Origin of the sequence: Enterobacter cloacae complex sp. 2021EL-01169, from assembly GCF_020733125.1 — a bacterium.
GTDB lineage: Bacteria > Pseudomonadota > Gammaproteobacteria > Enterobacterales > Enterobacteriaceae > Enterobacter > Enterobacter roggenkampii.
The window spans coordinates 91,450-118,355 of sequence record NZ_JAJFTC010000010.1; the positions used below are offsets into that span (position 1 = coordinate 91,450).

24 protein-coding genes are annotated in these 26,906 nt (G+C 57.0%); 9 read left to right on the plus strand and 15 right to left on the minus strand.

All coding sequences use genetic code 11. The features are described from left to right. Positions 1–220: 220 nt before the first annotated feature. Positions 221–1,786, plus strand: a complete 1,566-nt coding sequence (locus LLF79_RS20215) for an EAL domain-containing protein (protein ID WP_065102820.1) — start codon at positions 221–223, stop codon at positions 1,784–1,786. 6 nt (positions 1,787–1,792) lie between these two features. Here LLF79_RS20215 and soxS read toward each other — a convergent pair whose 3' ends face one another. Then, positions 1,793–2,119 (minus strand): superoxide response transcriptional regulator SoxS, encoded by a 327-nt coding sequence (soxS, locus tag LLF79_RS20220; protein WP_008503387.1) that lies wholly within the window; start codon positions 2,117–2,119, stop codon positions 1,793–1,795. Between the two features lie 98 nt (positions 2,120–2,217). Here soxS and soxR point away from each other — a divergent pair, with 98 nt between their 5' ends. The 4 genes from soxR to LLF79_RS20240 all read left to right on the plus strand — a co-directional run bounded on the left by soxR (position 2,218) and on the right by LLF79_RS20240 (position 7,152). Beyond that, positions 2,218–2,676 carry a redox-sensitive transcriptional activator SoxR gene (gene soxR, locus LLF79_RS20225; protein ID WP_008503388.1) on the plus strand — a complete coding sequence of 153 codons (459 nt, stop codon included), beginning with the start codon at positions 2,218–2,220 and terminating at the stop codon, positions 2,674–2,676. A gap of 363 nt (positions 2,677–3,039) precedes the next feature. Then, a complete protein-coding gene (locus tag LLF79_RS20230) occupies positions 3,040–3,711 on the plus strand; it encodes a glutathione S-transferase family protein (protein WP_008503389.1) in 672 nt (223 codons plus the stop codon). A 294-nt stretch (positions 3,712–4,005) separates the two neighbouring features. Continuing rightward, positions 4,006–5,355: a guanine/hypoxanthine transporter GhxP gene (gene ghxP / locus LLF79_RS20235; RefSeq protein ID WP_008503390.1), complete on the plus strand. Its 1,350-nt coding sequence runs from the start codon at positions 4,006–4,008 to the stop codon at positions 5,353–5,355. A 150-nt stretch (positions 5,356–5,505) separates the two neighbouring features. Continuing rightward, a complete protein-coding gene (locus tag LLF79_RS20240; protein ID WP_227880268.1) occupies positions 5,506–7,152 on the plus strand; it encodes a Na+/H+ antiporter in 1,647 nt (548 codons plus the stop codon). A gap of 81 nt (positions 7,153–7,233) precedes the next feature. On the opposite strand, the gene LLF79_RS20245 is transcribed toward LLF79_RS20240, so the two are convergent. Next, positions 7,234–8,121, minus strand: a complete 888-nt coding sequence (locus LLF79_RS20245; protein WP_021242768.1) for a LysR family transcriptional regulator — start codon at positions 8,119–8,121, stop codon at positions 7,234–7,236. 102 nt (positions 8,122–8,223) lie between these two features. On the opposite strand from LLF79_RS20245, the gene LLF79_RS20250 reads away from it, so the two are divergent. Beyond that, a complete protein-coding gene (locus tag LLF79_RS20250) occupies positions 8,224–8,634 on the plus strand; it encodes a CidA/LrgA family protein (protein WP_227880270.1) in 411 nt (136 codons plus the stop codon). Beyond that, the gene (locus tag LLF79_RS20255) at positions 8,627–9,316 is read left to right on the plus strand and encodes an LrgB family protein (RefSeq protein WP_008503394.1); all 690 of its coding nucleotides are present in this window, start codon (positions 8,627–8,629) and stop codon (positions 9,314–9,316) included. The genes LLF79_RS20250 and LLF79_RS20255 overlap by 8 nt, the downstream gene beginning before the upstream one ends. 32 nt (positions 9,317–9,348) lie before the next feature. Here LLF79_RS20255 and actP read toward each other — a convergent pair whose 3' ends face one another. The 3 genes from actP to acs all read right to left on the minus strand — a co-directional run bounded on the left by actP (position 9,349) and on the right by acs (position 13,350). Continuing rightward, complete coding sequence (actP, locus tag LLF79_RS20260; RefSeq protein ID WP_008503395.1) at positions 9,349–10,998, minus strand: cation/acetate symporter ActP; 1,650 nt, start codon at positions 10,996–10,998, stop codon at positions 9,349–9,351. After that, positions 10,995–11,309 carry a DUF485 domain-containing protein gene (locus tag LLF79_RS20265; protein ID WP_008503396.1) on the minus strand — a complete coding sequence of 105 codons (315 nt, stop codon included), beginning with the start codon at positions 11,307–11,309 and terminating at the stop codon, positions 10,995–10,997. The genes actP and LLF79_RS20265 overlap by 4 nt, the downstream gene beginning before the upstream one ends. An 82-nt stretch (positions 11,310–11,391) precedes the next feature. Then, the gene (gene acs / locus LLF79_RS20270; protein WP_008503397.1) at positions 11,392–13,350 is read right to left on the minus strand and encodes an acetate--CoA ligase; all 1,959 of its coding nucleotides are present in this window, start codon (positions 13,348–13,350) and stop codon (positions 11,392–11,394) included. Positions 13,351–13,773: 423 nt separating this feature from the next. Here acs and gltP point away from each other — a divergent pair, with 423 nt between their 5' ends. Beyond that, a complete protein-coding gene (gene gltP, locus LLF79_RS20275; protein ID WP_008503398.1) occupies positions 13,774–15,087 on the plus strand; it encodes a glutamate/aspartate:proton symporter GltP in 1,314 nt (437 codons plus the stop codon). Between the two features lie 83 nt (positions 15,088–15,170). On the opposite strand, the gene LLF79_RS20280 is transcribed toward gltP, so the two are convergent. The 3 genes from LLF79_RS20280 to fdhF form a co-directional block, all read right to left on the minus strand. Further along, the gene (locus LLF79_RS20280; RefSeq protein WP_227880280.1) at positions 15,171–15,845 is read right to left on the minus strand and encodes a tetratricopeptide repeat protein; all 675 of its coding nucleotides are present in this window, start codon (positions 15,843–15,845) and stop codon (positions 15,171–15,173) included. A 121-nt stretch (positions 15,846–15,966) separates the two neighbouring features. Further along, on the minus strand, positions 15,967–16,119 hold the full coding sequence (locus tag LLF79_RS20285) for a Hok/Gef family protein (protein ID WP_008500037.1): 153 nt from the start codon (positions 16,117–16,119) through the stop codon (positions 15,967–15,969). A gap of 321 nt (positions 16,120–16,440) precedes the next feature. Then, complete coding sequence (fdhF, locus tag LLF79_RS20290; RefSeq protein ID WP_084832132.1) at positions 16,441–18,588, minus strand: formate dehydrogenase subunit alpha; 2,148 nt, start codon at positions 18,586–18,588, stop codon at positions 16,441–16,443. A 256-nt stretch (positions 18,589–18,844) separates the two neighbouring features. Between fdhF and LLF79_RS20295 the strand changes: the two genes are divergently transcribed. Then, entirely contained in the window at positions 18,845–19,576 is a 732-nt protein-coding gene (locus tag LLF79_RS20295) for a response regulator (protein WP_021242940.1), read from the plus strand. Positions 19,577–19,579: 3 nt separating this feature from the next. On the opposite strand, the gene lpxO is transcribed toward LLF79_RS20295, so the two are convergent. The 7 genes from lpxO to LLF79_RS20330 form a co-directional block, all read right to left on the minus strand. Then, positions 19,580–20,488: a lipid A hydroxylase LpxO gene (lpxO, locus tag LLF79_RS20300; protein ID WP_227880281.1), complete on the minus strand. Its 909-nt coding sequence runs from the start codon at positions 20,486–20,488 to the stop codon at positions 19,580–19,582. A 143-nt stretch (positions 20,489–20,631) separates the two neighbouring features. Next, positions 20,632–21,639: a carbohydrate kinase family protein gene (locus tag LLF79_RS20305; RefSeq protein WP_023293506.1), complete on the minus strand. Its 1,008-nt coding sequence runs from the start codon at positions 21,637–21,639 to the stop codon at positions 20,632–20,634. Continuing rightward, positions 21,636–22,496, minus strand: coding sequence for a ketose 1,6-bisphosphate aldolase (locus LLF79_RS20310; RefSeq protein WP_219984169.1), 861 nt, complete (start codon positions 22,494–22,496; stop codon positions 21,636–21,638). The genes LLF79_RS20305 and LLF79_RS20310 overlap by 4 nt, the downstream gene beginning before the upstream one ends. Positions 22,497–22,506: 10 nt before the next feature. Then, the gene (locus LLF79_RS20315) at positions 22,507–23,193 is read right to left on the minus strand and encodes a D-lyxose/D-mannose family sugar isomerase (RefSeq protein ID WP_139963250.1); all 687 of its coding nucleotides are present in this window, start codon (positions 23,191–23,193) and stop codon (positions 22,507–22,509) included. A gap of 49 nt (positions 23,194–23,242) precedes the next feature. Beyond that, positions 23,243–24,184 (minus strand): ABC transporter substrate-binding protein, encoded by a 942-nt coding sequence (locus tag LLF79_RS20320; RefSeq protein WP_021242935.1) that lies wholly within the window; start codon positions 24,182–24,184, stop codon positions 23,243–23,245. A gap of 30 nt (positions 24,185–24,214) precedes the next feature. Next, positions 24,215–25,210, minus strand: a complete 996-nt coding sequence (locus LLF79_RS20325; protein WP_023293503.1) for a ribose ABC transporter permease — start codon at positions 25,208–25,210, stop codon at positions 24,215–24,217. Beyond that, positions 25,207–26,727, minus strand: a complete 1,521-nt coding sequence (locus LLF79_RS20330; protein ID WP_021242933.1) for a sugar ABC transporter ATP-binding protein — start codon at positions 26,725–26,727, stop codon at positions 25,207–25,209. The genes LLF79_RS20325 and LLF79_RS20330 overlap by 4 nt, the downstream gene beginning before the upstream one ends. Positions 26,728–26,906 lie beyond the last annotated feature (179 nt).

Below are 26,906 nucleotides of genomic sequence, written 5' to 3' on the forward strand. Positions count from 1 at the left end.
GCCCTCGAGGGCTGGATAATTATTTTCCTTAATTGAAACGGAACGAATACTTACAGTTTCACTTACGGGAAAATATTATCGTCATAACGAAATTTAAGATTTTTAATACGAAAAGTCAGTTGCTAACTTCGCATGATTCATGCAACGTAATCACCTGTTTAACACAGCATCCGGCCTTCATTACTACAGGCGTACAACATGCAGGGATATAGGGCGGGAAATGAATCGTAGCGCGCGGCGCAAGATGCTCAGGGTGGTAGGGATCATCATGGTAGTTATGCTGCCGGTGATGCTTGCGCTATGGTTTGCCCAGCTAAGAGCCGTGTCTGAAACAAGCGCCCAGCTACGGACATTTGCTGAACTGGCTTTAGACAAAACTGAGCTGGTTATACAACAGGTTGATCTGGCCCGGGACGAGGCAGAAAAATATCGGGGCGAGCTCTGTACCCCGGGACACCGTCAATATATGTTGAACGTTGTTCGTGGTCGCCTGTTTGTTGCCGATTTAATTTACGCTGAAGGTCAGAATTTTCTTTGTTCGACCGTTTTTACACCGGATCAACCCTACGCCATACCCGTCGCTAATTACACGCGAAAACCTGACGTCGCTATCTATTATTATCGCGACACCCCATTTTATACTGGCTATAAAATGACATATATGCAGCGCGGAAATTATGTAGTGGTCGTTAATCCACTTTCATACAGCGAAGTCATGTCCGCGGATCATTCTCTCTCGTGGGGGGTTTACGACACGGTAACCAATGCTTTCTTTTCCGTCAGTCAGAAAGCCAACGTTTCGTTATTAAATTCGCTGATTCGGGATAAGGAATCGGTATTTCAAAAAGATAACCGCTTTTATACGATCGTCACATCCTCTAAAAGACCGATTGCGGCCATCGTGTCGACATCGAATAAACGCTTTTATGAAACGCTTTATCATCAGGCGACATTAACGCTGCCGCTGGGCATGATCTGCAGCATTATTATTTTGTTGGTCTGGTCCCGTACTCATCGTGAGCTTAATTCGCCGGGGCGTTTACTGCACCGGGCGCTGAACAAACGCCAGCTTTGCGTGCACTATCAACCGATTATTGATATTAAGAACAACCGGTGTGTCGGCGCGGAGGCGTTGTTACGATGGCCGGGTTTTAACGGGCAGGTGATGAGCCCGGCTGAGTTTATTCCGCTGGCTGAAAATGAGGGGATGAGCGAGCGGATTACGGATTACGTCGTTGAGGAAGTGTTCAGCGATTTGGGCCATTTCCTGGCCGAGCATCCGCATCTCTATATTTCGATTAACCTGTCGGCCACGGATTTCCACTCCTCGCGGCTGATCGCCATGATTTCTGAGAAGGCTCGCCACTACGCCGTCCGCGCGCAGCAAATCAAAATTGAAGTGACGGAACGCGGTTTTATCGATGTGCCTAAAACCACGCCGGTGATTCAGGCTTTCCGTCAGGCGGGGTATGAAGTGGCGATCGATGATTTCGGTACCGGCTATTCGAACCTGCACAACCTCTACTCGCTGAACGTCGATATTCTGAAAATCGATAAATCGTTTATCGATACCTTAACGACCAACAGCACCAGCCACCTGATCGCCGAGCATATTATCGAGATGGCGCAAAGCCTGCGGCTGAAAACCATTGCGGAAGGGGTCGAGACGGCAGAGCAGGTGAGCTGGCTGTTGAAGCGCGGCGTCCAGTTTTGTCAGGGATGGCACTTCGCGAAAGCGATGCCGCCCCAGGAATTTATGACCTGGCAGCAGCAACCTTTGCACTGAGAGTAATTAATTCAACTGGTGGCGATAGTCGCTCGGCGTGCGGTCAAACTCGCGGCGAAACACGCGGGAAAAGGTTTGTTGCGACACATAGCCAAGATCCATCGCGATATCAAAAATCGGCCGCTGCGTTGAGCGTAGCGCCTGCGCCGCCAGCAGCAGCCTGCGCTGACGAATGTACTCACCCAGCGTCTGATGCATGACCGTGCGGAACATTCTCTGTAAATACCATTTCGAATAGCCCGACTTTTTCGCGACCACATCAATGTTCAACGGTTGGTCGATATGATCGTCAATCCATTCAATAAGCGTCTGAATAATCTGCTGATGCGACATAAGGTTGCCCCTCTGTAGATACAACTTTCTCGGTTGATTCGTCGTTTTCTCTGCGGGGGAGTATAATTCCTCAAGTTAACTTGAGGTAAAGAGGTTTTATGGAAAAGAGATTGCCGCGCATTAAAGCGCTGTTAACCCCCGGCGAAGTGGCAAAGCGAAGCGGCGTTGCGGTGTCGGCGCTCCACTTCTATGAAAGCAAAGGGTTAATTAAAAGCATCCGCAACGGCGGCAACCAGCGTCGCTATACCCGCGACGTGCTCCGCTACGTGGCGATTATCAAAATTGCGCAACGAATCGGCATTCCCCTGGCTACCATTGGCGAGGCATTTGGCGTGCTGCCGGAAGGGCATACGCTGAGCCCGAAAGAGTGGAAAGAGCTTTCATCCCAGTGGCGAGAAGAGCTGGACAGGCGTATCCATACGCTGGTCGCGCTGCGTGATGAGCTGGACGGTTGTATCGGCTGCGGCTGCCTGTCGCGCAGCGACTGCCCGTTGCGTAACCCCGGCGACAAACTGGGCGAACAGGGGACGGGGGCACGGCTGCTGGAAGAGGATTGAGATCGGTTTGCCGGGTGGCGGCTGCGCCTTACCCGGCCTACAAAACCGAGAACGTAGGCCGGGTAAGCGAAGCGCCACCCGGCAAAACCCCACATACATAAAGAACTAAAGCGCCACAAAGGGCGCTTTAGTTTTTCCCGGTCTTTGTCTTTCTCTCTATCCCGCTGGTTCACGGGAGGGTTTCCCCCGACGTCAGCACCCCTCATGTCGAGCTGGTTGGGGAGGTTCCGGATTGTGCTGACACTTTAATTCTATGCAAGACCCGTTTTTTCGCCAGCGTCGCTGACCGGTTTTTAGCCGAATTTTTTTCGCGGTGTTGTTCGATTTTCTATAGTTAAAAAGTATGAATAACAGGAGAAAACCATGCTCACGGTACACCACCTTAACCAGTCGCGCTCGCACCGCGTGATCTGGGCGCTGGAAGAACTCGGTCTGCCTTATGAGATCGTTCACTATCAGCGCGAAAAGAACATGCTGGCGCCGGAGGCTCTCAAAAAGGTGCATCCGTTGGGCAAATCGCCGGTCATTGAAGATAACGGGCTGATCCTCGCGGAGTCTGGCGCCATTCTGGAGTATCTGCAGGAAACATACGATGCCGAGTCGCGGCTTAAGCCTTTAGATCCGGCGCATAAGGTGCAGTATCGCTTCTGGCTGCACTACGCGGAAGGATCGCTGATGCCGCTGCTGCTAATGAAGCTGGTCTTCAGCAGTCTCGGCAAGCCGCCGGTGCCGTTTGGTATCCGAACCCTGGGCAAAGCGCTTGGGCAGGGGGTGCAGAAAGCGTACCTTAACCGCCAGCTGGAAACCCATGCGCGCTTTATTGAGTCGCACCTTGCTAAAAACAGCTGGTTTGCCGGGGATTCGCTCAGCATGGCCGACATTCAAATGAGCTTCCCGATCTTTGCCCTGCTGGCGCGCGGCGGTATCGACAACCTGCCGCATAGTCAGGCATGGAAAACGAAAGTTGAAAACAGCCCCGGCTGGCAACGAACCCTGGCACAAGGGGGACCGTTATCCATCCCGGGTGAGGATTGAAATGTAAACAAATTGCGCATAGACGATAACGTTTGCGCATCCTCTGTTTATTTCTTCAGCGTCATAAGGGAATTTTAGCGAAAAACGATAAAGTTCAGTTGAAAAGGGCGGGGATTAGGCTAGATAATCGTTTGCCTTAATTTGACCACCCGTTTGTAAGCGCGGAGCTAAACGTTTGCTTTTTCTGTGACGCCCTTTCGTCGCAAACGCAACACAAGGATTTGACGTTTAGCTGGCAGTGGCGTCTCCACCTCGCTTACGGACTTCCTAAAAAACTCTCAGGGGATGTTTTCTATGTCTACGCCATCTGCGCGTACTGGCGGTTCACTTGACGCCATGTTTAAAATTTCGGCCCGCGGCAGCACCGTGCGCCAGGAAATCGTTGCCGGTTTGACAACGTTTCTGGCGATGGTTTATTCCGTCATCGTTGTGCCGGGTATGCTGGGCAAAGCGGGCTTCCCGCCAGCGGCTGTCTTTGTGGCGACCTGCCTTGTGGCCGGCGTGGGCTCTATCGTGATGGGCCTGTGGGCGAACCTGCCGCTGGCGATTGGTTGCGCCATCTCTCTGACCGCGTTTACCGCGTTCAGCCTGGTACTGGGCCAGCACATCAGCGTACCGGTTGCGCTGGGCGCCGTGTTCCTGATGGGTGTGCTGTTTACCGTTATTTCAGCGACCGGCATCCGTAGCTGGATCTTGCGCAACCTGCCGCAGGGCGTGGCGCACGGTACCGGCATCGGCATCGGCCTGTTCCTGCTGCTGATCGCCGCCAATGGCGTCGGTCTGGTTATCAAGAACCCGCTGGACGGCCTGCCGGTTGCGCTGGGCCACTTCGCCAGCTTCCCGGTGATCATGTCGCTGATCGGCCTGGCGGTGATTATCGGTCTGGAAAAACTGAAAGTCCCGGGCGGCATTCTGCTGACTATTATCGGCGTGTCCATTGTGGGCCTGATTTTCGATCCGAACGTCCACTTCTCCGGCATTTTCGCCATGCCGTCGCTGAGCGATGACAAAGGCAACTCTCTGATTGGCAGCCTGGATATCGTTGGCGCGCTCAACCCGGTGATCCTGCCAAGCGTGCTGGCGCTGGTGATGACCGCCGTGTTTGACGCGACCGGTACCATTCGTGCGGTGGCCGGTCAGGCGAACCTGCTGGATAAAGACGGTCAGATTATTGACGGCGGCAAAGCGCTGACTACGGACTCCCTGAGCAGCGTCTTCTCGGGCCTGGTGGGCGCAGCGCCTGCGGCGGTGTACATCGAGTCCGCAGCGGGTACGGCGGCGGGCGGTAAAACCGGCCTGACGGCGATCACCGTGGGCGTGCTGTTCATGCTGATCCTGTTCCTCTCCCCGCTCTCCTATCTGGTTCCGGCGTACGCGACCGCGCCAGCGCTGATGTACGTTGGCCTGCTGATGCTGAGCAACGTGGCGAAAATCGACTTTGCGGATTTCGTTGACGCGATGTCTGGACTGATTACCGCGGTCTTCATCGTACTGACCTGCAACATCGTGACCGGCATTATGATCGGCTTCGCGTCGCTGGTGATTGGTCGTCTGGTCTCCGGTGAATGGCGCAAGCTGAACGTTGGCACCGTTGTGATTGCCGTTGCGCTGGTGGCGTTTTACGCGGGCGGCTGGGCAATCTGAGTTGTCCTTTGATGCGAAAACGGGTGGCTCAGGCCGCCCGTTTTTATTTTCAGGACTCATCCTGTTGCCTTTTGCGTTACTCTGGGGAAGATAGAATAAAAGGCACGACGCCTTCCGGAGTACATAAGCAACACAGCAAACAGGGAACGCATGGAAATCTTCTTCACAATACTCATCATGACCCTTGTGGTCTCGCTATCCGGGGTGGTTACACGCGTACTGCCCTTTCAGGTCCCCCTGCCATTAATGCAAATTGCCATCGGCGCGCTGCTGGCGTGGCCGACGTTTGGCCTGCACGTGGAATTTGACCCCGAACTGTTCCTCGTGCTGTTCATCCCGCCACTGCTGTTTGCCGATGGCTGGAAAACGCCCACGCGCGAGTTCCTTGAGCACGGGCGAGAGATCTTCGGCCTGGCGCTTGCGCTGGTGGTGGTTACCGTCGTCGGGATTGGTTTCCTGATCTACTGGACGGTACCGGGTATCCCGTTAATTCCTGCCTTTGCGCTGGCCGCCGTGCTGTCGCCAACCGATGCCGTGGCGCTGTCCGGCATTGTGGGCGAAGGCCGCATTCCGAAGAAAATCATGGGGATTTTACAGGGTGAGGCGCTGATGAATGACGCCTCCGGCCTGGTTGCCCTGAAGTTTGCCGTGGCCGTTGCGATGGGCACGATGGTCTTTACCGTCGGCGGCGCGACGCTGGAGTTCTTTAAGGTAGCCATCGGCGGTATTCTCGCGGGCTTCGTGGTGAGCTGGCTGTACGGCCGCTCATTGCGCTTCCTCAGCCGCTGGGGCGGCGATGAACCCGCGACGCAGATCGTGCTGCTGTTCCTGCTGCCGTTCGCCTCTTATCTGATTGCCGAACATATCGGCGTGTCGGGCATTCTGGCCGCGGTCGCGGCAGGGATGACCATCACCCGCTCCGGCGTGATGCGCCGCGCGCCGCTGGCGATGCGCCTGCGTGCCAACAGCACCTGGGCGATGCTGGAGTTTGTCTTTAACGGCATGGTGTTCCTGCTGTTGGGCCTGCAGCTGCCGGGCATTATGGAATCCTCGCTGGTGGCGGCGGAGGCCGATCCGAACGTTGAAGTCTGGATGCTGTTTACCGACATCGTGCTGATCTACCTGGCGCTGATGCTGGTGCGTTTCGGCTGGCTGTGGACGATGAAAAACTTCAGCGTCCGCTTCCTGAAGAAAAAGCCGATGGAGTTTGGTTCGTGGACAACGCGTGAACTGCTGATTGCCTCTTTTGCGGGCGTACGCGGGGCGATCACCCTTGCCGGTGTCCTCTCCATTCCGCTGCTGCTGCCGACGGGCGATGTCTTCCCGGCGCGTTACGAACTGGTGTTCCTGGCGGCGGGGGTGATTCTGTTCTCCCTGTTCGTCGGCGTGATTACGCTGCCGATTTTGCTCCAGCATATTGATGTTGGCGATTCGACCCAGCAGCACAAGGAAGAGCGTATTGCGCGTGCTGCGACCGCCGAAGTGGCGATTGTCGCCATCCAGAAAATGGAAGAGCGCCTGGCCGCGGATGCGGAAGAGAACATCGACAATCAGCTGCTGACGGAGGTGAGTTCCCGCGTAATTGGTAACCTGCGTCGCCGCGCGGACGGGCGTAACGATGTAGAAAGCTCGCTGCAGGAGGAGAACCTGGAACGCCGGTTCCGTCTGGCCGCGCTGCGCTCAGAGCGTGCCGAACTGTATCACCTGCGCGCCACGCGCCAGATCAGCAACGAGACGCTGCAAAAGCTACTGCACGATCTGGACCTGCTGGAAGCGCTGTTGATAGAGAATCAGTAGCGCTGTTTTGCCGGGTGGCGGCTTCGCCTTACCCGGCCTACGGTTCGAACGTAGGCCCGGTAAGCGCAGCGCCACCGGGCACTATTCAGACCGCACCCAAAACCCCTCACAACACTGCAGCCACGCCTGCGCGCTCTGCGACAAATAGACCCCTTCACGCCAGATCATCCCTAACTGCCAGTGCAGATCGCTCTCCAGCGGGATCCAGCGCAGCGTGTTTTTATCCAGACGCTCGCAAATCGGCTGCGGCAGAATGGCAATCCCCACGCCCGCCTGCACCATCGCGGCCAGGAAATCCCACTGACCGCTGCGCACCGCAATGCGTGGCTTGACGTTATGTTGGTTAAACAGCGTCATCAGCTGGCGGCTTAAGGCGAAGTCTTCGTTGTAGATCAGCAGAGGGTGTTCGCCGAGCAGCTCAGGCTTCACCGCGTCCCTTTTCAGCCAGTCGCCGGAGCGGGGAACCAGCACGCACAGCGGGTGGCTAAAGAGCGGAAGCGTCGCCAGGCCGCTCTCTTCCTCAACGGGGAGGGCGGTCATGGCCACGTCGAGCTCGCCGTTAGTGACGGCCTGCTGGACGGTTAAGCCACCAAACTCCGAAATCTTTAGCTCTACGCCAGGATAGCGCTGGCGAAACAGGCCGATCGGCCCGGCCATCATCATCCCCACCATCGGTGGAATGCCGAGGCGAAGCACCCCTTTGGTCAGATGATTAATATCGTCCAGCTCCGCTTCCAGCTGGCGGAACTCCGCCAGAATGGCCAGCCCGCGTTCGAACACCACGCGTCCGGTGTCGGTCAGCAGCAGCTTGCGACCATCGCGGATCAGCAGGGTACAGTTAAGTTCATCTTCGAGGTTTTTCAGCATCTTGCTGATGGTGGGCTGGGTAACAAACAACTTCTCCGCTGCGCGGGTAAAACTTTGCTGGCGAACCACTTCGACAAAATAGCGCAGCGTTCTTATGTCCATGATTATTCCTCGAAACTATACCTGTGATGATTTTAATTCATTTCAGTCCATACCGTGCGCTCACTATACTGGCGCCTCGTCTCATTTTTGAGGAAAACCCCCATGGCCGTGGCGTTAAGCCGTGTTACGCCTGCCGTTGTGCGACGACTCCAGGTCCCGGTTCAGGTACTGCTTTACGCGGGACTGTTTGTTTTCGCCGAATATCTTGTCGGCTGGCTGCACCTGCCGCTGCCTGCCAACCTGGTGGGGATGCTGCTGATGTTGACGCTCATCCTCTGTCGCGTGATCCCCCTTAACTGGGTGCGTGCCGGGGCGCGCTGGCTGCTGGCTGAGATGCTGCTGTTCTTTGTTCCTGCCGTGGTGGCGGTGGTGAACTATGCGCAGCTGTTGATGGTGGATGGCTGGCGCATCTTCGCGGTGATCGCGCTGAGTACGCTGATGGTGCTGGGAGCGACCGCCTGGGTGGTGGATAAAGTGTATCGCTTTGAAATCAGCAGGCACAAACATGACTAACTTTCAGATCAGCGTCTTGTGCCTGATCGCGACGCTGGCGATCTACTTTGCCAACAAGCGGCTGTATCGCCGGTTTCATGCGCTGCCGCTGATGCCGCTGGTCTTCACGCCGATCCTGCTGGTGCTGATGCTGGTCTTCGGCCATATCTCCTGGCAGAACTACATTGGTGAATCCCACTGGCTGCTGTGGCTGCTCGGCCCGGCGACCATCGCCTTTGCCGTGCCCGTTTACGACAACCTGGCGATTATCAGGCGCCACTGGATGTCGCTCAGCGCAGGCGTGATCACCGCTACGGTGGTCGCGGTCTGTAGCTCCGTCTGGCTGGCGAGACTGTTTACGCTGCCCGATGAAATTCAGCGCAGCCTGGCCGTGCGCTCGGTGACCACGCCGTTTGCGCTCGCGGCGGCGAAACCCCTCGGCGGACAGCCGGACCTGGTGGCGCTGTTTGTGGTGGTGACGGGCGTCTTTGGGATGGCGGTGGGCGATATGCTCTTTCTGCGGCTTTCTATTCGGGAAGGGATGGCCAAAGGCGCGGGGTTTGGCGCGGCGTCGCACGGCGCGGGCACGGCACGTTCCTATGAGCTGGGCCAGCAGGAGGGGGTTGTCGCGAGCCTGGTGATGATGCTGTCGGGCGTGGTGATGGTGCTGATTGCGCCGCTGGTGGCGTGGGTGATGTTTTAAGCTCCCCGGCCAGAATGGCCGGGGAGAAAGGTTTAGTGCGCGCGGCCCTGCTCAACGCCAAGACCGGTTTGTGAACGAATAAACTGGGCGCGGAATTTCTCGCGCTCCAGGTTACCCTCCGGCGAATTGTCGGTAGCCGAGAAGACCCAGATACCGATAAACGCCACGGCAATGGAGAACAGCGCCGGATATTCATACGGGAAGATGGCGCTTGCGTGACCGAGGATCTGCACCCAAATCGTCGGGCCCAGAATCATCAGGATCACCGCCGTCAGCAGCCCCAGCCAGCCGCCAATCATCGCGCCACGGGTGGTCAGCTTCGACCAGTACATGGAGAGCAGGATGATCGGGAAGTTACAGCTTGCCGCGATGGAGAAGGCCAGCCCCACCATAAAGGCGATGTTTTGCTTCTCGAACAGAATGCCCAGCAGGATCGCCACGACGCCCAGCACCAGCACGGTGATTTTAGAAACCTTCAGCTCATCGCGCTCGCTCGCGCCTTTGCGGAAGACGTTGGCGTAGAGGTCATGCGAAACCGCCGACGCCCCGGCCAGCGTTAAACCCGCAACCACCGCAAGAATGGTGGCGAAGGCCACGGCTGAGATAAAGCCGAGGAACAGGTTGCCGCCAACCGCGTCGGCCAGATGCACCGCCGCCATGTTGTTACCGCCAATCAGCGCGCCTGCCGCATCTTTAAACGCCGGGTTCGCCCCCACCAGCATGATCGCGCCAAAGCCGATAATAAAGGTCAGGATATAGAAGTAACCCATGAAGCCGGTCGCGTAGAAGACGCTCTTGCGCGCTTCACGCGCGTCGCTCACGGTGAAGAAGCGCATCAGGATGTGCGGTAAGCCTGCGGTACCAAACATCAGGCCCAGACCGAGCGACAGGGCCGATATCGGGTCTTTCACCAGCCCGCCCGGGCTCATGATGGCTTCCCCTTTCGGGTGGACCGCCATGGCTTCGGTAAACAGGTTATTGAAGCTGAACCCGACGTGCTTCATCACCATAAAGGCCATAAAGCTGGCGCCGAACAGCAGCAGCACGGCTTTGATGATCTGCACCCAGGTCGTCGCCAGCATGCCGCCGAACAGCACGTACATCACCATTAGTACGCCCACCAGCACCACCGCGATGTGGTAGTTCAGGCCGAACAGCAGTTGGATCAATTTACCCGCGCCCACCATCTGCGCAATCAGATACAGCGCCACCACCACCAGCGAACCGCAGGCGGAGAGGGTGCGAATCGGTCCCTGCTTCAGGCGATACGAGGCCACGTCGGCGAAGGTGTAGCGGCCCAGATTGCGCAGGCGCTCGGCAATCAGGAACAGAATGATCGGCCAGCCGACGAGGAAGCCGAGGGAGTAAATCAGGCCGTCATAGCCGGAGGTGTAGACCAGCGCGGAGATCCCGAGGAACGAGGCGGCGGACATAAAGTCACCCGCAATCGCCAGCCCGTTCTGGAAGCCGGTAATGTTGCCGCCGGCGGTGTAGTAATCGTTACGGGAGCGCACGCGTTTCGACGCCCAGTAAGTGATGTACAGCGTCAGCACCACGAAAATCAGGAACATCACAATCGCCTGCCAGTTGGTTGGCTGGCGCTGTACCTCGCCGGTAATCGCATCTGCCGCGTGGGCGGCAAAGGGAAGCGTGGCGGCGAGCGCCGTCAGAATTCTCTTCATGATGCTTTTACCTCTTGCAGTACCGCTTTATTAAGGCGATCGAATTCACCGTTCGCGCGCCAGACGTAGACGCCGGTCAGCACAAATGAAATCACGATGACGCCAATGCCAATCGGAATACCGCGCGTCACGCTGGTGCCCTCGTGCAGCGGGGTGCCCAGCCAGTGCGGCGCAAAGGCGATCAGCAGAATAAAGCCGACATAGATAATCAGCATGATGATGGAAAGGGTGAAGGCAAACCGTTGCCGCTTATCGACGAGCTCCCTGTAGTGCGCACTATTCTCTATCTGCTGACAAATATGGTCATTCATCACAGAGTCTCCAAAGGTAAGGTTGGTTTGTTTTTATCCCCTCTCCCCTATGGGGAGAGGGTGAGGGGAGAGGGAGAAAACACTAGGAAGGCATTGCGATGGCCTGCTTCTCTTCGAGCAGTTTTTCCACCACGCCAGGATCCGCGAGCGTTGAGGTATCACCGAGGTTGCTGGTGTCCCCTGCCGCGATTTTGCGCAAGATACGGCGCATGATTTTGCCGGAGCGGGTTTTCGGCAGCGAGTCGGTCCAGTGCAGCACGTCTGGCGTCGCCAGCGGGCCAATCTCTTTACGCACCCAGTTGCGCACCTCAGCATAGAGCTCTGGCGACGGCTCTTCCCCGTGGTTCAGGGTGACGTAAGCGTAAATTGCCTGGCCCTTGATGTTGTGCGGAATGCCGACAACGGCGGCTTCGGCAATCTTCGGATGCGACACCAGCGCCGATTCAATCTCCGCGGTGCCCAGACGGTGGCCGGAGACGTTCAGCACGTCGTCCACGCGTCCGGTGATCCAGTAATAGCCATCTTCATCACGACGCGCGCCGTCGCCGCTGAAGTACATGTTTTTAAAGGTCGAGAAGTAGGTCTGCTCGAAGCGATCGTGATCGCCGAACAGGGTACGTGCCTGACCCGGCCACGAGTCCGTGATCACCAGGTTGCCTTCGGTGGCCCCTTCCAGCGGGTTGCCTTCGTTATCCACCAGCGCAGGCTGTACGCCGAAGAACGGACGCGTTGCCGAGCCCGCTTTCAGCTGCGTGGCGCCCGGCATCGGGGTGATCATAAAGCCGCCGGTTTCGGTCTGCCACCAGGTGTCCATGACCGGGCATTTCTCGTTGCCGATTTTCTTCCAGTACCACTCCCAGGCTTCCGGGTTAATGGGCTCACCCACGGAACCGAGAATGCGCAATGAAGAGCGGTCGGTGCCTTCGATGGCTTTGTCGCCTTCCGCCATTAACGCGCGGATGGCCGTTGGTGCGGTGTAGAGAATGTTGACCTGGTGTTTGTCGACCACCTGGCACATACGCGCCGGGGTCGGCCAGTTTGGCACGCCTTCAAACATCAGCGTTGTTGCGCCGCAGGCCAGCGGACCGTACAGCAGGTAGCTGTGCCCGGTGACCCAGCCCACGTCGGCGGTACACCAGTAGATGTCGCCCGGGTGGTAGTCGAAGACGTATTTGAAGGTAGTGGCCGCGTAGACCAGATAACCGCCGGTGGTGTGCAGCACGCCTTTCGGTTTGCCGGTTGAGCCAGAGGTATAAAGAATGAAGAGCGGATCTTCCGCGTTCATCTCTTCCGGCTGATGCTGGTCGCTCGCCTTTTCAATCAGGTCGCTCCACCACAGGTCGCGCCCCTCGTGCCAGTCGATTTTGCCGCCGGTACGCTTAAGGACGATGACGTTGCTGACCGTGTTGACGTTCGGGTTTTTCAGCGCTTCGTCGACGTTTTTCTTCAGGGGGATACTGCGTCCTGCGCGCACGCCTTCATCGGCGGTGATCACCAGTTTTGAGCTTGAATCGACAATACGACCCGCAACCGCCTCTGGCGAGAACCCACCGAAAATAACGGAATGAATCGCGCCGATACGCGCACAGGCCAGCATGGCCACCGCCGCTTCCGGCACCATCGGCATATAGATAGCGACCACGTCGCCTTTTTTAATGCCTTTATCCAGCAGGACGTTGGCAAAGCGGCACACGTCGCGGTGCAGTTCTTTATAGGTAATGTGTTTGCTCTGCGAGGCATCATCGCCTTCCCAGATAATCGCCGTCTCGTTCCCGCGCGCGGCAAGGTGACGGTCCAGACAGTTTGCCGCCAGGTTCAGCGTGCCATCTTCATACCATTTAATGGAGACGTTACCGGGCGCAAAGGAGGTGTTCTTTACCTTCTGATAAGGTTTGATCCAGTCAAGGATATGGCCCTGCTCACCCCAGAAGGTGTCCGGGGCGGTAATAGATTGCTGATATTTCTCGTGGTACTGCTCCGGGTTGATCAGGCAACGGTCCGCAATGTTTGCGGGAATGTCATGTTTGTGTATTTGGCTCATGGCTTTTTTTCTCCTTGTAAGATGTTAATAATATGTCGCAAAAACGTTAATAGTAGGGGCTTTACAAGCTTTGTTTATTATTTGGGCGACAGATCACGCATTGTTTGAACAGGTTGAAAAATGAGCGAATGAAACTTTGAAGGAAAATAATTTATGCTGACGATTATTCACATTTATGTTTAAAAAAGGTTTTTTATAACAAAAGGTTATTTATTAGAATCAGGAGAAACTCCCGTCACAGACGCTTTTACGAGTGAAATGCGTCGTTCTTTAAGGCTTGCGCAACAGGCCGCGCAAATGATACTCATACGCCGCGTTAAAAAATCCCATAAATCGACGCAACACAATTCATACCCTTTCAGTATGTCCCCATATTCATGCAGTTTAAGTGAATAAGGCGCTTCATTGAGGAAGTCAGTTTCTATGAAAAACGTTAAAGTCAGCCTGGCCTGGCAGATCTTAATCGCCCTTGTGCTGGGCATCCTGCTGGGCAGTTACCTCCACTATCACAGCGACAGCCGCGACTGGCTGATTGCGAACCTGCTTTCACCGGCAGGGGATATCTTTATTCACCTGATCAAGATGATCGTAGTACCGATTGTGATCTCGACGCTGGTGGTGGGTATTGCAGGCGTCGGCGATGCGAAGCAGTTAGGCCGTATTGGTGCGAAAACCATTATCTATTTCGAAGTGATCACTACGGTTGCGATCATTCTCGGTATCACCCTGGCGAACGTTTTCCAGCCGGGTTCCGGGATTGATATGTCGCAGCTGGCGACGGTGGATATTTCGAAATACCAAAGTACGACCGCTGACGTGCAAAGCCATGCACACGGCCTGATGGGCACGATCCTTTCTCTGGTGCCGACCAACATCGTGGCGTCGATGGCGAAGGGCGAGATGCTGCCTATTATCTTCTTCTCGGTCCTGTTTGGTCTGGGGCTCTCTTCACTGCCCGCGACGCACCGCGAACCGCTGGTGACCGTGTTCCGCTCGATCTCCGAAACCATGTTTAAAGTGACCCACATGGTGATGCGTTACGCGCCGGTAGGGGTGTTTGCGCTTATCGCCGTCACCGTGGCGAACTTCGGTTTTGCCTCCCTCTGGCCGCTGGCGAAGCTGGTGCTCCTGGTGCACTTTGCCATCCTGTTCTTTGCGCTGGTGGTGCTGGGAATTGTGGCGCGTCTGTGTGGGCTGAGTATCTGGATCCTGATTCGTATCCTGAAAGATGAGCTGATTCTGGCCTACTCCACGGCAAGCTCTGAGAGCGTGCTGCCGCGTATTATTGAGAAGATGGAAGCCTACGGCGCGCCAGCGTCGATCACCAGCTTCGTGGTGCCGACGGGTTACTCCTTTAACCTGGATGGTTCCACGCTGTACCAGAGTATCGCCGCTATCTTTATTGCGCAGCTGTATGGCATTGACCTGTCGCTGTGGCAGGAGATCGTCCTGGTGCTGACCCTGATGGTGACGTCTAAAGGCATCGCAGGCGTACCGGGCGTTTCGTTCGTGGTACTGCTGGCGACGCTGGGCAGCGTAGGCATTCCGCTGGAAGGCCTGGCCTTTATCGCGGGTGTGGACCGTATCCTCGACATGGCGCGTACGGCGCTGAACGTGGTGGGGAATGCGCTGGCGGTGCTGGTTATCGCCAAGTGGGAACACAAATTCGATCGTAAAAAGGCGCTGGCGTATGAACGCGAGGTGCTGGGTCGTTTTGATAAGACGGCTGACCAGTGATGTAAAAAGCCGGGTGGCGGCTTCGCCTTACCCGGCCTACACAAGCCGTAGGCCCGGTAAGCGCAGCGCCACCGGGCAATGGTTTACTCCCCGCTCAACGCATCAAACTCTTCGCACCCCGTATCAAACCCTTCCGTACAGCTCAGGTTTAACCAGTACAGCGCTTTCTGTTTATTGGGCGCGATAAAGCCTTTCTCACCCTGCCTGAACAACATCCCAGCCCAGTACTCGGCGTAGCCGGTGCGCGAAAGGGCTGAACTCCGCTTGAACCACGAGGCGGCCTGCACGTCATCCTGCGCTACCTCGACGCCGTTGGCATAAATCAGCCCCAGCAGCAGCTGTGCATCGACCGCAGAGTCGCTGTCGATATCTTCGGTTGCCGTGTGCAGCAGTCTGATGGCCTGGGGATAGTCCGTTTTTCCCGCCTGAGTATTCACCAGAATGCGCGCCAGCATGATCGCGCCGCGTTTGCTGCCAGCAATGTTTGCCTGTTGGGCCAGGGCTTTGGCCTGTGTGTAATCGCCCTGCGTAAAGAGGATTTGCGAGAGCAACCCCATGGCGTCGACATCGCCGCCTTTCGCGGCTTTCTCGGCCCACAGCGCGGCCTGCTTGCTGTCGCCGGAGCTGAAGTACGTATCGGCAAGATAATACTGGGCACGCGCATCACCGGCTTCCGCCTGTTTCCGATACTGGCTGCCTATCTCATCGGCGCGGGCGAAGGACGTTAAAAACACTAACAACAGAAAAATGGCTTTCATGGATTCTTATCATCTGGGTACACGCCGCGCAGTATAATCGCGGGCGCAAAAGAAAAAAATGGGTGCATTAAGACCTCAGCATCCTACAAGCCGGGCGGAACCGTTGTTCCGCCCGTAGAGGTTAGCCTGGGTTGCAGGCTAATTTAGCCGCCACCTCCTGATGCTCACTCTTTATTGAAAACTCGCAGAGCCTGCCGCGAGTAATAAAGGTAAAGATCACTATCGTCAGGCAAACAATAAAGACGATGCCTAACGCAGTTTTTAATGGCGTCATGCCTTTTACTCCTTGTGTAAAAAAGAATAAGAGGCTACTCTCAACCTGTTGGGTGTTGAGGGGTCGCCTCGGGTGAATGCAAATTTCCCGGGGCTTTCCACTTTCTGTCCCTCAACAATGCTCAAGACAGAAAGTCTTAAGCACCCGCCGCACATCTTATCCCTCTGAATTAAAATGCAAAGATGTAATTCCTTTTCGCGAAAATTACATTATTTCTGCGAGCCGCTTTCCAGAATGATAATTTCTATTTCTTATGAATTAATAGAAAATAAAAAGGGAGTGAATATTTCACTCCCTTTATTCAACGATAAATTAACGGTTTCAACCCATTGCGCTTTCGCGCAGTCGGGCTTTCAGCTTGTTATATTCGTCGATCACGTACTGTTCCGCTGCGTGCTGATCCGCAATCGGCTCAACGTTGACGGCGCAGTATTTATACTCCGGCGTTTTGGTTATCGGGCTTAAGTTCTCCGTTACCAGCTCGTTGCAGGCACCAATCCACCACTGATAGGTCATATAGACCGCCCCTTTGTTTGGACGATCGCTGACCTGCGCACGGGTGATGATCCGCCCTTTGCGCGAATTCACCCACACCAGCGCCTCGTCCTCAATACCAAGGCGTTCCGCATCGGCGGTGTTGATTTGCGCATAGCCGGGCTCGTCCGCCAGCGCCGCCAGCGCGGCGCAGTTTCCGGTCATCGAACGACAGGAGTAATGGCCCACTTCGCGTACGGTGGAGAGCACCATCGGATACTCATCGGTGAGTTTATCGATCGGCGCGACCCAGTCGCAGGTGAAGAACTGCGCCAGCCCGTTCGGGGTGTCGAATTTCTCCTTAAAGAGATAGGACGTCCCCTGATCGGCCTCCGACTCGTCCCGGCACGGCCACTGGATGTATCCCAGCTCACCCATTTTTTCATAGGTGGCGCCGTAGAAGTCCGGACACAGGCTGCGCAACTCATCCCAGATCTCCTGGGTGTTGTTGTAGTGCATCGGGTAGCCCATGCGGGTGGCGATTTCACTGATGATCTGCCAGTCCGTTTTCAGATCCCACTTCGGCTCGACCGCCTTGAAGAAGCGCTGGAAGCCGCGGTCGGCCGCCGTGTAGACGCCTTCATGCTCGCCCCAGGAGGTCGACGGTAAAATGACATCCGCCGCCGCCGCGGTTTTGGTCATGAAGATATCCTGGACAATCACCAGCTCCAGATCCTCAAACCCTTTACGCACTGCAGAGAGCTCGGCGTCGGTCTGAAGCGGATCTTCACCCATGATATAGGCCGCACGCACTTCGCCATGCGCCGCGCGGTGCGGCAGCTCGCTGATGCGATACCCGGTATGTTCCGGCAGGCTTTCCACGCCCCACGCCTTCGCGAACTTGGCGCGGTTTTCCGGGAACTTCACGTACTGGTAGCCCGGATAAGTATCCGGCAGCGCGCCCATATCGCAGGCGCCCTGCACGTTATTCTGACCACGCACCGGGTTCACGCCAACGTGGGCTTTACCCAGATTACCGGTCAGCATCGCGAGGCTGGTGAGCGAGCGCACGGTTTCCACGCCCTGGTAGAACTGGGTCACGCCCATACCCCAGAGAATGGCGGCGGTTTTTGCCCCGGCATACATTCTGGCCGCCTGACGAATCTCCTGCGCGCTGACGCCGGTTATCGCTTCGACGGATTCAGGCGTATAGCCCTCGACTATTTTCTTATACTCTTCAAAGCCTTCTGTACGGGTCGCGACAAACGCCTGGTCGTACAGGTTCTCCTCAATAATGACGTGCCCCATTGCGTTCAACAGCGCGATGTTTGAACCGTTTTTCAATGCAATGTGCATATCCGCAATGCGCGCGGTTTCAATTTTGCGCGGATCGCAGACGATGATTTTCGCCCCATTCTGTTTAGCGCGAATAACGTGGTTCGCGACGATAGGGTGAGAATCCGCCGGGTTATAACCAAAGATGAAAACGAGATCGGTATTATCTATCTCGTTGATGGCATTACTCATTGCGCCGTTACCGACCGACTGGTGCAGACCTGCAACCGATGGGCCGTGTCAGACGCGAGCGCAGCAGTCGACGTTATTGGTACCAATAACGGCGCGCGCGAATTTTTGCATCACATAGTTGGTTTCATTTCCCGTCCCGCGGGAAGAGCCGGTGGTCTGGATGGCATCCGGGCCATACTTGGCCTTAATGGCACTCAGGCGCGTGGCGACATAATCCAGCGCCTCGTTCCAGGTGACGGCTTCCAGCTTGCCGCCGCGCTCGCGGCGGATCATAGGGGTTTTCAGGCGCGGGGTAAGAATTTGGGTATCGTTAATAAAATCCCAGCCGTAGTAACCTTTCAGGCACAGCGTGCCCTGGTTGGTTTTCCCCTGCGCGGCCTCCGCCCGGACGATTTTGCCGTTATCGACCACCAGGTGGATCTTGCAACCTGAGGCACAATAAGGGCAAACCGTGACGACTTTTTTCATCAGTCTGCTCCAGTTAATCGAATCGTTCGCACCCACTATGCAGCTTCTATGCCATGTTTTTTGTATGGGTATCCCCTGACTTTACGGCCCATCCGGGGTGAAAACCCTGACAAAAAGCAGTCAATCGTCAAAATTGACGTGTCGACAGGGCAGCGGATGTGACATGGGTTGAATTTCCGTCACTGAAAAAACCTTTTGACTGGAGCCGACGGCAGAATAGTTCAGACTTAACATAATCCCCTGACGGAAGCATACGATGAAACCGGCGATTCTGGTGGTTGATGACGATACGGCAGTCTGCGAACTGCTTCAGGACGTGCTGAGCGAGCACGTCTTTAGCGTGCTTGTCTGCCATAACGGCCAGGATGCGCTGCGCCAGGTTCAGCAGGAGCCGAATATCGCGCTTGTGCTGCTGGATATGATGCTGCCGGATATCAACGGCCTGCAGGTTCTGCTGCAGCTGCAAAAGCAGCGTCCGGCGCTACCGGTTGTGATGTTAACCGGCCTGGGCAGTGAGTCAGACGTGGTGGTGGGGCTGGAGATGGGGGCCGACGATTATATTGGCAAACCGTTCAACCCGCGCGTGGTGGTCGCCCGGGTGAAAGCGGTGTTGCGCCGAACGGGCGCGCTGGCGGCAGAAGCCCCCGCAGCGCCCGTCGCGGGCATTGCGTTTAACGGATGGACGCTTGATACCACCCGCTGTGAGCTGATTGATCCGCAGCGTAATACCGTGCCCTTAACCCAGGGCGAGTACGGCCTGCTGCTGGCGCTCACGCAAAATGCCCGCCGGGTGCTGAGCCGCGATCGGCTGCTTGAGCTGACCCACAGCGAAAGCGCCGACGTGTTCGACCGCACGATTGACGTGCTGATCATGCGCCTGCGCCGGAAAATAGAGGCTAACCCGCATCAGCCTGCGCTCATCAAAACCATCCGCGGGTTGGGTTATGTGTTTGCCACTGACGTGAGCCGGCCCGAACAGGCGGCATAAGGCTTACGTTATCGCCGGAACAATGATGGCGGCAAAAATCGCAATGATGCACAAATACTTGAGGGCGTAATAGGCCTTACGGTTCCTTTTTTTCAGGCGCTGCCCCCGTTCGCGGCCCGCATGAACGTATTTAAAAATGCGGTTAATGCCGCCGGTGCTGTCATTCTCGTCATTCGGTGAGCTGGCCGCAGACATCAGCGTGGTTCCCACCCAATGGTTAACCGCCTGCGCCCAGCGCCATTTCATCGGACGCTCGATATCGCAGAAGAGAATAATGCGCGTTTGATCCGATTTATTTTCTGCCCAGTGGACGTAGGTCTCATCAAAAATAACGGCTTCACCATCCCGCCAGCTGTGGCGCTGCCCGTCGACTTCAATAAAGCAGCGATCGTCATTCGGGGTGAATAAGCCCAGATGGTAACGAACCGAGCCCGCATACGGATCCCGGTGCTTGCCAAGCTTTGCCCCCGCCGGCAGCTCGGCAAACATGGCCGCCTTCACCGAAGGGATTTCACTCACCAGCCGGGTCGTCACCGGGCATAAAGACTGCGCGGAGGGATGGGCATCGGCATACCACTTCAGATAAAAACGTTTCCAGCCGCGTTTAAAAAAGGTGTTAAAGCCGGCGTCGTTATTATTTTCCGCTGCCTTAATATGATGCTGCAAACGCAGCGCCTCTTCGCGAATAACCAGCCAGTTTTCCGTCAGCTTATTTAATTCCGAGAAGCGCTCTGTTTCAAAGAAAGGCTGCCTGGCGGGCAGGGAAGAAAACGCCGTCATAAACATATTGATGGGCGCCATAAACGTCGAATGGTCGAAGAGCTGACGGGAAAGCGTCTGTTTTTCTTTGCCGCGGGAATGCGCATAAATAACGCTGATAATGAAAATACCGATGATGATGACTGCGAACATTTTTCCCTTGTCCTCTTTCTATCTCATTTCGGAAAAGCGTGCGGACAGAGTGCTGCCCACGCCGAATATGCCAGATGGAAAGAGTGTAGTTCGGGAATATAAAATTCATAGAACTGTAATGAAAAATCGCAATTATTGTTAAATTAAATGCTCTCGCGAATAAACGCCTGCAGCTCGGCCAGCGTTTTTGCGCCGTCAATCGCATTGGCGGCCAGCAGGCTTGCCCGCGCGCAGGCGTGCGCCAGATAAATACTCTCTGTTAGCGGGAGCGATTCATGGCAGCCGTATAAAAAGCCCGCGCAAAAGGCATCGCCCGCGCCGACGCTGCCGATAATCTCTTCCTGCTCCAGCATCCATGACGGGATCCAGCGACCCTCTTCACCGCGAGCTTCTCCCCATGCGCCTTCCGGACAGTGGATCACCACCCGCTGGCGTACGCCGGCCGCCAGCAGCTGCGCCGCGGCGTCCGCGATATGGGCAATGTGCGGGGCGTCGTTTTCGTCACGCATTGTCAGGCCGCTAAACTCACCGGCCTCCAGCTCGTTAATCACCAGATAGTCGAGATGGCGAAGGGCAGGGAGCACCAGCGGCTGATAGCGCGGGTCGCCCTTACGGGAAACCAGATCGAGCGAGGTTTCATACCCCTGGTCACGCATCTGCGCCAGCAGCCGCGCGCTGCGGGTGCCAAATTCGTCATCGGGCATATCCAGGCTGTCGAGCAGCAGGAGATAGCCGAGATGGAAGATCTTCATCGATCCGTCTAAGCGATCGAAGGCGGGAAGATCCAGCAGGCGGTTGGCCCCCGGCGAGTGGAAAAAGGTGCGCTGTCCGCTGGGGTCGGTCATCACCTGCGACATGGAGGTTGGCGCAAAGGTGGTGCGCTGTACGCGCTGGCGGTTGACGTGGTACTGGTCGAGCATCGCCAGAATGTAGTCCCCGTCGCCGTCTTCGCCAATCAGCCCCACCGCCTGCAGCGGCAGGCCAACGTGCATTTTTGCCAGCGTCAGCAGGACGTTGAGCGGCGCGCCGCCGGTTGAGCGTTCGCTGTGGGTGATTTCCGCCAGCCAGCCGCGCTCCGGCCACTGCACGATCTGGTGGACGTGGTCCACCAGCATATTGCCTGCGGCGATGATGCCTTTGCGTTCCATCATGCCTGCCCCGCGCTGCCGAAGATGCGCATCTGTTCGGCGACCGTATCGGTAATCGCTTCTTCAATGCCGAGCAGTAGTTCGGCAAACTCGTCGTACAGCGGCTGGCGGTTCGCCATGCGCTGCTCCACGGCGGCGAGCGCGGCCTGCGACATGCCGGTATAGAAATTGATTTTATGAATGCCCAGCTCGATGGCGCGGCGGAAGTCGGCATCGCTAATCCCGGAGCCGCCGTGTAAAACCAGCGGCAGCCCCGTCTGCTGACGAATGGCGTCCAGACGCGGGAAATCGAGCTTCGGCTCGCCTTTATACTTGCCGTGTGCGTTGCCGATGGCGACGGCCAGCGCGTCGATGCCGGTTGAATCAACAAATTCGCGCGCCAGCTGCGGATCGGTGAAGAAGGCTTCATCCGCATGTCCGTAAAGCGCGCCCCCTTCATCCCCCCCGACCGCGCCCAGCTCTGCCTCCACGGAGACGCCCACCGCATGGCACATCTTCACCACTTCCCGCGTCTGGCGAACATTTTCCTCATAGCTCAGCGTAGAGCCATCGAACATCACGGAGCTGAACCCTAAGCGCAGGGCGCGCACGACGGCGTCAAAATGCAGGCCGTGGTCAAGGTTAAGCACCACGGGAATAGCGTGACGGGCGGCTTCGAACTTCACCGCTTCGACAAGGGAATCCAGTGACACGTACTTAAAATGCACTTCCGCGATGTTGATGATAAACGGCGAGCGTTCCTGCTTTGCGGCGGCGAATAGCGCGCGCAGGAAGTGGGAGTCGAGCACGTTAAACGCGCCCAGCGCATAGCGGTGTTGTCTGGCGTGCGCAAGACCGTCGGCAAGAGAAATCAATGGCATCATTCACCCCTTATATCCGAAACAGGTTGTACTCGTTGCACAGCACCAGCAGCGCCGGTTCGTCTTCTTCGATGTTGTTATAGCGGGCAACGGGCTGCAAAAAGTGGTTGTCGTGTTCATCGTCATTAACCGAGGAGACTTCGCCCACCAGCACGTCGCCGAAGCCGCGTTCGCCCCAGAAACTGTGGTAAAGAGTGGGCGTCAGGCAGATGCTTTCCCCTGGCGTGAGGCGCAGCTGGCTGCCGGGGGCGTGGGTCTGGCGGCAGCCGTCGACGGTGACGGTCACGTCGGTGTTTTCCGTCTCTTCATGCGCTCCCGCATTCCATAACTCAATGATCAGATTCCCGCCGCCCCGGTTGATGATGTCTTCGCGCTTGCGCCAGTGAAAATGCATCGGCGTCACCTGGCCGTCGCGCACGTGCATGATTTTTTCGGCATAGCTTTTTTCATAAGGCACGCCGTTGGGCGAGCCGTTGCGCAGGGTGAACAGCGTCAGGCCCTCAGCGGCAAAGTTGTTGTCGCCGAACGCCGTCACGTCCCAGCCGAGCTTGAGGTCGAACACTTCCTGCCATGCGGCCTGGTCTAGCTGCTGCCATTTCGTTGGCGGAAAGCTGGCAAAAGGCGGGAGATGAACGTCGTGCATGGAGAAAAACTGCCGCGTGTGGCCGAGGATTTCATTGATGTCGGAGCGTTTCATGGGGACTCCTTGAAAACAGTTCCCTCTCCCTGCGGGAGAGGGAAAAGGATCATTTAACCGTCCAACCCTTATAGGTACCGACGTTCTTTTTATCGATCATCGTCACCGGGATCAGCACGGGCGCTTTCGGCGCAGGTTTGCCCTGAAGAATGTCATAGCCAATCTCCACCGCTTTTGCCGCCATGACCTGCGGATCCTGCGCCGGGGTTGCGACAAACAGCGAGTTTTCACGCTTCAGCGCTTCCTCACCGTCCGGCGATCCATCCACGCCAACGATAAAGAACTCATTGCGCTGAGCCTGTTTCGCGGCCAGATCGGCGCCGATCGCGGTCGGATCGTTAATCGCAAACACGCCGTCGATCTTCGGATTGGCCGCCAGCAGGGAGGTCATGACTTCCAGACCGCCTTCACGACTGCCCTTGGCGTTCTGGTTATCCGAGAGCACCTTGATATCCGGATGTTTTTTGAACTCCGTCTGGCACCCTTCTACGCGGTTTTGTACCGCAGAGACCGGCGGTCCGTTGATGATCACCACGTTGCCTTTCCCTTTCAGGCGGTCGGTAATGTACTTACAGGCCATCTCACCCGCCTGGGTGTTATCGGAGGTGATGGTGGCATCAGCCCCTTCCGCCGCCACGTCAACCGCCACGACCACAATCCCGGCGTCCTTCGCGCGCTTCACCGCCGGGCCGATCCCTTTAGAGTCCGCGGCGTTGAGAATGATCATGTCCACTTTCGCGGCAATGAAGTTGTCGATCTGCGCCACCTGCTGGCCCAGATCGTACCCGCTGGAGACCAGCGTCACCTTGACGTTATCGCCCGCCAGTTTGCGCGCTTCCAGCTCGGCACCTTTGGTGATCTGCACGAAGAACGGGTTAGCCAGGTCGCCCACCGTCACGCCAATGGACTTCAGATCTTTCGCCTGCGCAAACGGCGTTGCGGCAAGCAGCGCGCCAGCACAGAGCGCGGTCACTAAGGGTTTCAAACGCATCTTGTCTTCCTCACTCGTAGGGTATTGTTGTTATGCACTTTGATGGTGTCGGGTACGGTATTTGTCGATCAGCACCGCAATGATGATCACCGCCCCTTTGATCACCAGCTGCCAGAAGTAGGAGACGCCCATCAGCGTCATGCCGTTGTTGAGGGTGGCGATGATCAAGGCACCGACGAGCGTGCCGGTGATCGTGCCGATCCCGCCGACGAAGCTGGTGCCGCCGAGGATCACCGCCGCAATTGCATCCAGCTCGTAACCCGTGCCGAGGTTGCCGTTGGCGCTGTAGAGGCGCGAGGCGCTCATCACCCCGCCGAGGCCGGAGAGCAGGCCGCTCATGCCGTAGACAAACAGCAGCACCAGCCAGACCTTAATGCCCGTTAAGCGCGCCGCCTGCATGTTGCCGCCCACGGCGTAGATGTGAACGCCGAGCGTGGTGCGGCGTAGGATGAACCAGCACACCACAATGACCGCCAGGGCGATCGCCACCAGCCAGGGGATCGGGCCGAGGTAGTTATTGCCGATCCACTCGAAGTTGATGTTGGAGTTAATGACCGTCGTGCCGTCGGCCAGCAGATAGGCCGCGCCGCGCAGCGCCGTATAGGTGCCGAGCGTGACGATGAAGGGGGGCAGTCCGGCAAAGGCCACCAGTGCGCCGTTGAACAGGCCCAGCACCATGCCGAGCATCAGCGCGGCCGGAATGGACAGCCCGGCGAATTCGGGAATGAGCGACACCACCATCGCCGCCACCGCCGTGGTGCCGAGAATCGACCCCACCGAGAGGTCAATCCCGCCGGTGAGGATAATAAAGGTCATTCCCGCCGCCAGCACGATGTTGATCGACGCCTGACGGGTGATGTTGAGCAGGTTGCTCTCAGTGAAGAAGTTGGGCGCAATAAAGCCAAAAACCGCCACAATCAGGATCAGAATCGGCAAAATACCGACCGTTTGCATCAGATCGCTCATCAGCATTTTTTTGGCGGAGGCGGATTTCGCCACCTGCTGCGGTTGGGTTGGAGTTGTCATGATTGCACCGCCTGATGATGAGTGTCGTTCACGCCGGTTGCCAGCGTCATAATGTTTTCCTGAGAGATGTCACGCCCGTGAAGCTCGCCCGCGATGCTGCCTTCCCGCATCACGTAAACCCGGTCGCTCATGCCCACCACTTCCGGCAGCTCGCTGGAGATCATCAGGATCGCCACGCCTTTGCGCGCCATCTGGTTCATGATGCGGTAGATCTCGCTTTTTGCGCCGACGTCCACGCCGCGCGTGGGTTCGTCCAGAATCAGAATGCGCGGGCCGATGGCGACCCAGCGGGAGATGAGCAGTTTTTGCTGGTTGCCGCCGGAAAGACCGCCTGCGCGCACCTGCGAATGGGGCACGCGGATATTGAGCAGGGCAATGGCGTCATCGGAAATGGACTGGGCTTTTTTGCGGTTCAGCCAGCCGAAGGTGGCGTCGCGCTCCAGCGTCGCCATAGTGATGTTCTCCTGCGCCGCCAGCTCCAGAAACAGCCCCTGCTCCTTGCGGTTCTCGGTGAGAAAACCGATGCCATTTTCGATGGCCGCGCGCGGGGAGTGGATCACCACCGGCTCGCCGTCGACCTCAATCATGCCGCCCGTGGCTTTACGCACGCCGAAGATAAGCTGTGCCAGCTCGGAACGTCCGGCCCCGACCAGTCCCGCCAGCCCGACGATTTCGCCGGAACGCACCTGCAGGCTGCACGGCTGTACTTTTTTACCGTCGGTGAGGTGGTGGACGTTGAGACGCGGGCTGCCGAGGGGAATATCACGCTCCTTGTTGAACAGGTCGCTTAGCGGGCGGCCCACCATCATCTTCACCAGTTCCGACGCGTTCAGCTTGTCGCGCGTCAGGCTCCCGACGTACTGCCCGTCGCGCAGAACGCTGACGCGGTCAGAGAGTTCATAGACCTCCGCCATGCGGTGGCTGATATAGATGATCGCCATCCCTTCATCGCGCAGGCGCAAAATCAGTTCAAACAGGCGATGGGTTTCGCGGGAGGAGAGGGCGGCGGTGGGTTCATCCATCACCAGAATGCGGCTGTTGCGGTGCAGCGCGCGGGCAATTTCCACCTGCTGCTGTTCGGCGATGGTGAGCTTCATCACCAGATCGGTGGCGCTAAACTGCGCGCCGAGGCGGTCAATCACCGCCTGCGCCTGGGCGGCCATCTCCTTGCGCTGGACCAGCCCGCCGCGCGACAGCTCGCTGCCGAGGAAGATATTTTCGGCTACGGTCAAATTGGGCGCGAGCTGCATCTCCTGGTAAATCAGCGTGATGCCTGCGGCCAGCGCATCCTTCGGCCCTTTAATGTGAAACGGCTGGCCGTCGATCAGGATCTCGCCGCCGGTGGCGGTATAGGCGCCCGCAAGGATTTTCATCAGCGTGCTTTTGCCTGCGCCGTTTTCACCCATCAGCGCGTGGATCTCACCGGCAAAGACCGTCAAATCCACACCCTTGAGCGCGTGGAAACTGCCAAACGTTTTGGCAATGCTGCGCATCTCTAATACCGGGGTTCTGCTCATGGCGGATCTCCTGTGAATGCCGATTTCTGCACTTCATCACAGGTGCGTAAATGCAAAATGTCAGAAGCTGTTCATATTTGTCATAGTTATGAATAGCTAATCGCCATCACATTTTCCTTTTCCCTCTCCCTGTGGGAGAGGGCCAGGGTGAGGGCACCAAACCGCACAGGAGCCCAACC

Bases quoted from the DNA above. Each gene is read 5' to 3' on its own strand.
- LLF79_RS20215 (WP_065102820.1), top strand. From the start codon at position 221: ATGAATCGTAGCGCGCGGCGCAAGATGCTCAGGGTGGTAGGGATCATC.
- soxS (WP_008503387.1), bottom strand. From the start codon at position 2,119: ATGTCGCATCAGCAGATTATTCAGACGCTTATTGAATGGATTGACGAT.
- soxR (WP_008503388.1), top strand. From the start codon at position 2,218: ATGGAAAAGAGATTGCCGCGCATTAAAGCGCTGTTAACCCCCGGCGAA.
- LLF79_RS20230 (WP_008503389.1), top strand. From the start codon at position 3,040: ATGCTCACGGTACACCACCTTAACCAGTCGCGCTCGCACCGCGTGATC.
- ghxP (WP_008503390.1), top strand. From the start codon at position 4,006: ATGTCTACGCCATCTGCGCGTACTGGCGGTTCACTTGACGCCATGTTT.
- LLF79_RS20240 (WP_227880268.1), top strand. From the start codon at position 5,506: ATGGAAATCTTCTTCACAATACTCATCATGACCCTTGTGGTCTCGCTA.
- LLF79_RS20245 (WP_021242768.1), bottom strand. From the start codon at position 8,121: ATGGACATAAGAACGCTGCGCTATTTTGTCGAAGTGGTTCGCCAGCAA.
- LLF79_RS20250 (WP_227880270.1), top strand. From the start codon at position 8,224: ATGGCCGTGGCGTTAAGCCGTGTTACGCCTGCCGTTGTGCGACGACTC.
- LLF79_RS20255 (WP_008503394.1), top strand. From the start codon at position 8,627: ATGACTAACTTTCAGATCAGCGTCTTGTGCCTGATCGCGACGCTGGCG.
- actP (WP_008503395.1), bottom strand. From the start codon at position 10,998: ATGAAGAGAATTCTGACGGCGCTCGCCGCCACGCTTCCCTTTGCCGCC.
- LLF79_RS20265 (WP_008503396.1), bottom strand. From the start codon at position 11,309: ATGAATGACCATATTTGTCAGCAGATAGAGAATAGTGCGCACTACAGG.
- acs (WP_008503397.1), bottom strand. From the start codon at position 13,350: ATGAGCCAAATACACAAACATGACATTCCCGCAAACATTGCGGACCGT.
- gltP (WP_008503398.1), top strand. From the start codon at position 13,774: ATGAAAAACGTTAAAGTCAGCCTGGCCTGGCAGATCTTAATCGCCCTT.
- LLF79_RS20280 (WP_227880280.1), bottom strand. From the start codon at position 15,845: ATGAAAGCCATTTTTCTGTTGTTAGTGTTTTTAACGTCCTTCGCCCGC.
- LLF79_RS20285 (WP_008500037.1), bottom strand. From the start codon at position 16,119: ATGACGCCATTAAAAACTGCGTTAGGCATCGTCTTTATTGTTTGCCTG.
- LLF79_RS20295 (WP_021242940.1), top strand. From the start codon at position 18,845: ATGAAACCGGCGATTCTGGTGGTTGATGACGATACGGCAGTCTGCGAA.
- lpxO (WP_227880281.1), bottom strand. From the start codon at position 20,488: ATGTTCGCAGTCATCATCATCGGTATTTTCATTATCAGCGTTATTTAT.
- LLF79_RS20305 (WP_023293506.1), bottom strand. From the start codon at position 21,639: ATGATGGAACGCAAAGGCATCATCGCCGCAGGCAATATGCTGGTGGAC.
- LLF79_RS20310 (WP_219984169.1), bottom strand. From the start codon at position 22,496: ATGCCATTGATTTCTCTTGCCGACGGTCTTGCGCACGCCAGACAACAC.
- LLF79_RS20315 (WP_139963250.1), bottom strand. From the start codon at position 23,193: ATGAAACGCTCCGACATCAATGAAATCCTCGGCCACACGCGGCAGTTT.
- LLF79_RS20320 (WP_021242935.1), bottom strand. From the start codon at position 24,184: ATGCGTTTGAAACCCTTAGTGACCGCGCTCTGTGCTGGCGCGCTGCTT.
- LLF79_RS20325 (WP_023293503.1), bottom strand. From the start codon at position 25,210: ATGACAACTCCAACCCAACCGCAGCAGGTGGCGAAATCCGCCTCCGCC.
- LLF79_RS20330 (WP_021242933.1), bottom strand. From the start codon at position 26,727: ATGAGCAGAACCCCGGTATTAGAGATGCGCAGCATTGCCAAAACGTTT.